The 6959-nt window shown below is 38.7% G+C and carries 6 protein-coding genes; 5 read left to right on the top strand and 1 reads right to left on the bottom strand.

Going from position 1 to position 6959, the window contains the following annotated elements:
• Positions 1–695: 695 nt before the first annotated feature.
• The 3 genes from DTK66_RS03180 (at position 696) to DTK66_RS03170 (ending at position 3482) form a co-directional block, all read left to right on the top strand.
• Complete coding sequence (locus tag DTK66_RS03180; protein WP_191667756.1) at positions 696–845, top strand: hypothetical protein; 150 nt, start codon at positions 696–698, stop codon at positions 843–845.
• A gap of 1002 nt (positions 846–1847) precedes the next feature.
• Positions 1848–3155: a serine--tRNA ligase gene (gene serS, locus DTK66_RS03175; RefSeq protein WP_153931018.1), complete on the top strand. Its 1308-nt coding sequence runs from the start codon at positions 1848–1850 to the stop codon at positions 3153–3155.
• A 12-nt stretch (positions 3156–3167) separates the two neighbouring features.
• The gene (locus tag DTK66_RS03170; RefSeq protein ID WP_153931017.1) at positions 3168–3482 is read left to right on the top strand and encodes a heavy metal-binding domain-containing protein; all 315 of its coding nucleotides are present in this window, start codon (positions 3168–3170) and stop codon (positions 3480–3482) included.
• Positions 3483–3714: 232 nt separating this feature from the next.
• Here the strand turns inward: DTK66_RS03170 and DTK66_RS03165 are convergent, their stop codons facing one another.
• A complete protein-coding gene (locus DTK66_RS03165) occupies positions 3715–4206 on the bottom strand; it encodes a prolyl-tRNA synthetase associated domain-containing protein (RefSeq protein ID WP_191667755.1) in 492 nt (163 codons plus the stop codon).
• Positions 4207–4470: 264 nt separating this feature from the next.
• Here DTK66_RS03165 and DTK66_RS03160 point away from each other — a divergent pair, with 264 nt between their 5' ends.
• On the top strand, positions 4471–5934 hold the full coding sequence (locus DTK66_RS03160) for an ABC transporter substrate-binding protein/permease (RefSeq protein WP_191667754.1): 1464 nt from the start codon (positions 4471–4473) through the stop codon (positions 5932–5934).
• Between the two features lies 1 nt (position 5935).
• Positions 5936–6679: an amino acid ABC transporter ATP-binding protein gene (locus tag DTK66_RS03155; protein WP_153931014.1), complete on the top strand. Its 744-nt coding sequence runs from the start codon at positions 5936–5938 to the stop codon at positions 6677–6679.
• Positions 6680–6959: the final 280 nt, after the last annotated feature.

Genomic DNA, 6959 nt, shown 5'->3' with positions numbered 1-6959 from the left:
ATTTCAGTCATGGGCTTTTTGTTATTATATTTTGCAATAATGAATTAACGGTAAGAAGTTCTCGCAGCTTGGGCTTTGTGGTATTTTGGGCTTAGCTGGCTAACATCTCAGACGTGTTATCAAAACTAACAGCTAAGGATATCTGGTGCCGGTTAATGCACATAACTTGGCTGTCCTTGCGCTAAGTGTTATGCTAATCGCAAGAATGAAGATTAGAGATGCGGAGAGTTGTGGTTAATTAACAAGATAGTTTTATTGCTAATGACTTAACACCAAAGCAATGACAAAGTGGCTAAAGTTATCGCAACAAACTCAACGCATTGACGAAAGGCTCTGCAAAATATATGCAGAGTCTTTGTTGTTTTAAACGACTAACGTTAATCGATTGATAAAATAATCGCTGAATTTATAACTCATATGATAGGATTATCATTTGTAACTAATGATTGTAATAATTAATAAATTTGTGAAAATAGCTTTAAATCCTTATATAACAGTAGGTGAGTAGCCTTTTTTACTAAAAATAAAAATTTTCTTTTGATAAATGAGTTGAAAAAATTGACGATGGTAGTAGAATGACAAGTGAAAGTTAATATTAAACAACTGTCTTAAAAATTAAATATTTAAATTATAGTTATTTTGAATATCTGATTTTTGAAAATAACCGCTGGTTTAGCCGCCCGCTTTATCTAGGGATGGTGGCATCTTGCCAACAGGCAACGACGTTCATCTGGACGACAACCACAGATGAAATGCAACCTGGTAGTGACCATGTGCAGGCCGCTACTTATCTTGAAGAGTTTTCACCTTTTATTTATGATACAAGTGATTATTGCATGACTTAATAACTCTAAGAGATAGTGACAAGTATGCGCCAGTTGGCTTGGGACTAGTTCCTTATAAACTGGCGGATAGGCTATTATGATTGCATCAAAAAAGGCGACCCCCGATGCCTACTTGCGATGGATTATAATGGTGGTTGTCGCTTGACTGAATGGTGGTACAGTTGAGTTTTATAAATTATGAAGCAACAGTTTTGTGCATTGCCTGTTGCAGCCACCGCTCCCTAACAGATATAAGGTTTATGGCCTTATAATATAATGGGTATCATTATTATAGAGAACGTTGCAAGATTGATATGTCAAACGGTCGATAATGCTTATAAGAAACCCCCGAATACTTAACTTTAAGCAATTCACTGGTAGCATTACTTCCCCCAGATAAGTTAAAATATAGGCTTTATTGTCTACGCCAACAGCAATGAGCAGATGGTATTTTATTTTTATCATATAAACGTAAGGCTACTGGATAGATACTGTTCATGACAGTCAAGCGAGCTTCGATCCGACGGTACACATAACATTAGTTAACGATACTAATGATGCCCGCAAAGTCGGCACAGAATTACGATAGTATGGCTAATGTGCTAAGCCTGCTATAATGTAAGCCGCTTGATGGTAAGTTTTAATGTTGAATGGTGGACTTATCATCAAAGTTAGTTGTGCGTAAACTAACCAAAAAAGGATTTTCTGAAAGATGAAAATCCTTTTTTGTTTTAAATAAAAATTCAATTGATAAATTGGGAAAAGTGTAATAAGATAAGTGCAGATAAAAAACACGAATGCATTTCAAGTAGGTTGTATAGAGAAGCAGCGGTTGGTGCAAGCTGTCGACCGAAACTCCGGTGCAAGTATATGTGGGCGGGTAATTCCGCACGGTTAGTAGCCGTTATCTACTTCGAGGGTGACTTATTAGTCAAACTTGGGTGGTACCGCGGAACTTAGAGCCATTTCGTCCCAAAATATTGAGGATGGAGTGGCTCTTTTTATATACTAGGAGGATATACGATGTTAGATATTAAAAAGATTCGTCAAGACCCTGACTTTTATAAGGAAAAATTAGCTACCCGTGGTGTTAAACCAGAAGAAATCGATGAAGTGATTGCACTTGATAAGAAGCGCCGTGAATTACTTCAACAGACAGAGACTATGAAGGCTGAACGGAATGAAGCTTCTAAGAAAATTGGTGAGGCTAAACGCAATGGTAAATCTGCCGATGCTGCAATCAAAGAAACGCGTGAACTTGGTGACAAGATCAAGGAACTAGATGAAGAAGTTGAAGCAAATGATGCGATCCTTCACGATAAGATGGCTCATTTGCCAAATATTCCTCATGATGGGGTACCCGTTAGCTTGACTGAAGATGGGGCAGTTGAACTTCGGAAGGTTGGTAACGTTCGGAAGTTTGATTTTGAACCAAAGCACCACTGGGATATTGGTGAAAATCTGGGGATCTTAGACTTTGATCGTGCTGGCAAAGTATCTGGTGCACGGTTTGTCTACTATCTTGGCCTTGGTGCCCAATTGGAACGGGCGGTTTATAACTTTATGCTTGATGAACACATGGCTGATGGCTACACTGAAGTAATTCCGCCATACATTGTTAACGCTGCTTCGATGTACGGTACTGGTCAATTCCCTAAGTTTAAGGAAGGCGTTTACCAAGTTAATGGTGAAGATATGACCCTTATTCCAACAGCGGAAGTTCCATTGACGAACTACTACCGGGGTGAAGTAATCCCAACCGAAGAATTACCAGTTTATGTTACTGCCTTAACCCCATGTTTCCGTTCAGAAGCTGGGGCTGCTGGTCGTGATACCCGAGGATTGATCCGGATGCACCAATTCAATAAGGTTGAAATGGTTAAGTACACAAAACCAGAAAATTCATGGGATGAACTTGAAAAGATGACAGCAAATGCTGAAAATATCTTGAAGAAGATCGGCTTACCATATCATGTTATTACTTTAACTACTGGGGACATGAGTTTTACTGCTTCTGAGACTCACGACTTGGAATTATGGATGCCAGCACAAAACAAGTACCGTGAAGTATCGAGTTGCTCAAACTGCTTGGACTTCCAAGCACGGCGGATGCACACTCAATATCGTGACGAAAATGGTAAACTCCAATACGTTCACACACTAAATGGTTCTGGTTTAGCTGTTGGTCGGACCGTTGCTGCTATTTTGGAAAACTACCAAAATGAAGATGGTTCTGTAACAATTCCTGAAGTCTTAGTACCATACATGCACGGTGTAACCAAGATTACTAAGGAAAATGCTGTTCCATTCCGTAACAAGACTAATAAGTAAGGGGATGTGGCGATGTTAATCACTACAACAGAAAATATTCCGGGACATAAATATGAAGTTCTTGGCGAAGTATATGGTCTAACAACCCAATCCAAAAACGTCTTGAGTAATATTGGTGCGGGGTTAAAAAATATTGTTGGTGGTGAGATTAAAGCATACACTAACATGTTGCATGAATCGCGTGAGAAGGCGATTTCGCGGATGAAAGATCAGGCTATCGAAAAGGGCGCTGATGCTGTCGTGATGATGCGGTTTGATTCAGGATCGATTAGCACTGATATGCAATCTGTTGTTGCCTATGGGACCGCGGTACGGTTTGTTGATTAAATAATGTCAAAATAACAAAAAGCCTCCCGAGTTAATTTTTAACTCAGGAGGTCCCCAGCAGGAGGCTGAGAAAAACTTTTGTTTTCTCTCAGCCTCCTGCTATTTTAATGAACGATAACAAAATAACCACAAGGTTCGAGTCTAAGAATGCACGATAATCAGTCCGTCTGCCTGTGACGTGTTAATCATCGAACTACCTTGCCGAGGAGGTGATTTTCTACTCCTTTTTTATTTATAAATCAATTATTTTATATTCAAATCCCTGCTCGTTAACAAATCGTAGTACATCTGCCGTTTTTAGAAAGATTGTATGGGTATTCTCGTTAGGATGGAAAGTTAAAATTGGTTCTTGTAGCATTTCCTTATCAAATAACACGGTAATATTGTGAGCAGAATTGTTCATAAGGCCGAAGGGGGAAATGATCCCGGGAACTAGGCCTAGTTGTTCTTTAATATCATGGTCGTGTGCCATTGAAACCCGTTTAGCACCGGTGAGATCTTGAAACTCATGAAAATCAAGCCGTTTCTTATCATCCATGATTAATAAATAAAAATGCTTTTTCTTATCTTTTAAGAACATTGATTTCGTGCGGACGCCAATATGTCCTTCGATATACTGGTCTGCTTCTTCTGTTGTTTCCGCAGCAGGATGATCAACCATCTCATAACTAATATTTAGGCGTGTTAGTTCTTCCATTATTTGATTATACGTTCCAATTGCCATCGATATTCACCACCATTTTATTTAACTTTATTATACTGCAATCGCTTTCAAAAATTGATAAGAAAAGTCTCATAATTCAACGAGAACTCATGAAAAGCTGCTTAATAAAATTAAGAGTTTTATAGCTGGATTCTTTGATTTTTCTTGTTTGAAACGCTGTCATCTTAGGAAATGACACAACTAAGGGTTAACGCTTAACAATTAATCTTAGCGATAGTATAGTATTATCAACGTTAAAATTTGATTAAAAAGGAGTCGGTATAGATGCAAAGCAGCAAGTGGAAAAACATGATCATTACCATTGTTGCAGTTCTTGGAATTGTGGTAGGGTGGCAAATGGTCGAACCTCAGCGGGTATCTGCCGACGAACCTACATATACGTTTGCAACTAACAATACTTTTGAACCATTTGAAATTCAGGATAGTAAAGGCGGTTACTCGGGTAAAAATCCTGGGATTGAAATTGAAATGCTTAAGAAGATTGCTAAACACGAGCATTTTAAATATGAATTAAAACCAATGAGTTTTAACGGTGATCTTCAAGCCCTGGAATCGGGGCAAGTTGATGCGGTAATTGCCGGGATGAGTGTTACTGATGAGCGGAAAGAAAAATATGATTTCTCAACGCCGTACTATACGGATGGCGTGGAAATGGCCGTCGCGAAGGATAGTAATATTAAATCGATGAAGCAGTTAAAAGGAAAGACTGTCTCTGCTAAATCTGGGACGAGTGCTGCCTTGTTCTTGAAGAAAAACCAAAAGAAGTATGGCTACAAAATTCGTTATTTCGATTCATCAAACACAATGTGGAATGACGTTAAAACCGGGAATACTGTTGCGACCTTTGATGATGGTCCGGTGCTAGAATACGGGATTAAAGAAGGGGTTCCGCTTAAGATCGTCACTAAAAAGCCAATTGATGCTCAACCAGTTGCCGTTGGATTCCAAAAGGGAAAGAACCTTGAATTACAAAAGAAAATGAATGATGGAATCAAATGGTTGAAGGATACTGGTCAGATGGACCAAATTATCAACAAGTATACTAAGAGTGATAAAACTACAAAGAGCAATGCAGGAAGCCGGACTATTTGGGGCTTGATTAAGGCTAACTACCCAGCATTACTCCGTGGTTTATGGATGACAATTGAATTGACGGTAGTGGGGATTATCTTTGCAATGATCTTTGGGGTAATCCTAGGAATCTTGGGAATTGTTCAAAATAAATTCGCCAATGCGGTATCAAGCGTTTTGATTTATATCTTCCGTGGTATTCCAATGATTGTTTTGGCCTTCTTTATTTATATGGGGGTCCCAAACGTAATTGGACATAAGGTGCCGTTGTTCTTAGCTGGTGTTTTGACATTGACATTTGACGAAGGTGCTTATATTGGGGCCATTGTTAAAGGTGGCTTTGAATCGGTAAATATTGGTCAGTGGGAAGCTGCGCGAAGTCTAGGGTTACCTTATAGTAAAGCCTTGATTAAAGTTATTGCACCTCAAGGATTCAAATTAATGGTTCCTTCATTAGTTAACCAATTTATCATTACGTTGAAAGATACCTCAATCCTTTCAGCAATTGGGGTAATGGAATTAACGCAAACAGGTACAGTTATTATTTCGCAAAATATGGAAGGGTTTAAGATGTGGCTGATTATCGGGACGATGTATATCATCATCATTACCCTATTAACATGGTTATCAAACTACGTACAAAAGAGGATGGCTTAAGATGGATAAACACTATAAAGTACAAGTAAAAGACTTGCATAAGAGTTACGGCAGTAATGATGTCCTTAAAGGAATCAATCTAAATGTTAAGCCCAATGAAGTGGTTTGCATGATTGGGCCGTCTGGTTCTGGTAAAAGTACCTTTTTACGGTGTATCAATAAGTTAGAGGAACCAAATAGCGGGCACATCTATGTTGATGGTTATGACATTGCTGATCCGCAGGTTAATATTAATAAGGTTCGGGAAAATATTGGAATGGTATTTCAGCATTTTAACCTATTTCCCAATATGAATGTATTGGAAAATATAACTTTAGCACCAGTTCAATTAGGAAAAATGACCAAAGCAGAAGCAGAAAAAGCAGCGATGCATTATCTTGATCTCGTTGGTTTACAAGATAAGGCGACTGCTAATCCAGTTAAGCTTTCTGGTGGACAGCAGCAACGGGTGGCAATTGCCCGTGCCTTGGCAATGAAACCTGATGTGATGTTATTTGATGAACCAACAAGTGCCTTAGATCCTGAAATGGTTGGCGATGTGCTGGCAGTAATGAAGCGGCTGGCACAGGAAGGGATGACCATGATTGTTGTTACGCATGAAATGGGCTTTGCTAAACAGGTAGCAGATCGGGTAGTATTCTTCCATGATGGCGATATTCGTGAACAAGGAACTCCCGAAGAAATTTTTGGTAATCCCCAACATGAAGACACGAAGAATTTCCTAGATAAAGTCCTAAATGTTTAATAATCAGTTGATTATTGTTAATTTAAATTTGACAAAGTTAGGATAATCATTATAATAATGAGTAACTTCTAATAATTGGTTGACAGAGAATCTAGTACTTGCTGAAAGCTAGATCCAATTAAATGGCATGAGCGTTTAAAATGGAGTGGTTTCCTTATCAACCGAGAGGTAGCTGTAAAGCTATAAAGATGGGTGGAACCGCGTTAAGAACGTCCCTGGTATTAATTGCCAGAGGCGTTTTTCTTTGCTTACGAAAACGTTTTTGTTGTTAATTAAACTT

It is taken from the genome of Limosilactobacillus walteri (genome assembly GCF_014830205.1).
GTDB classification, from domain to species: domain Bacteria; phylum Bacillota; class Bacilli; order Lactobacillales; family Lactobacillaceae; genus Limosilactobacillus; species Limosilactobacillus walteri.
This window is presented reverse-complemented; position numbering and strand designations above follow the sequence as displayed.

Coding starts and splice junctions, on each gene's coding strand:
- DTK66_RS03160 (WP_191667754.1), top strand. CDS start 4,471: ATGCAAAGCAGCAAGTGGAAAAACATGATCATTACCATTGTTGCAGTT.
- DTK66_RS03165 (WP_191667755.1), bottom strand. CDS start 4,206: ATGGCAATTGGAACGTATAATCAAATAATGGAAGAACTAACACGCCTA.
- DTK66_RS03155 (WP_153931014.1), top strand. CDS start 5,936: ATGGATAAACACTATAAAGTACAAGTAAAAGACTTGCATAAGAGTTAC.
- DTK66_RS03170 (WP_153931017.1), top strand. CDS start 3,168: ATGTTAATCACTACAACAGAAAATATTCCGGGACATAAATATGAAGTT.
- DTK66_RS03180 (WP_191667756.1), top strand. CDS start 696: ATGGTGGCATCTTGCCAACAGGCAACGACGTTCATCTGGACGACAACC.
- serS (WP_153931018.1), top strand. CDS start 1,848: ATGTTAGATATTAAAAAGATTCGTCAAGACCCTGACTTTTATAAGGAA.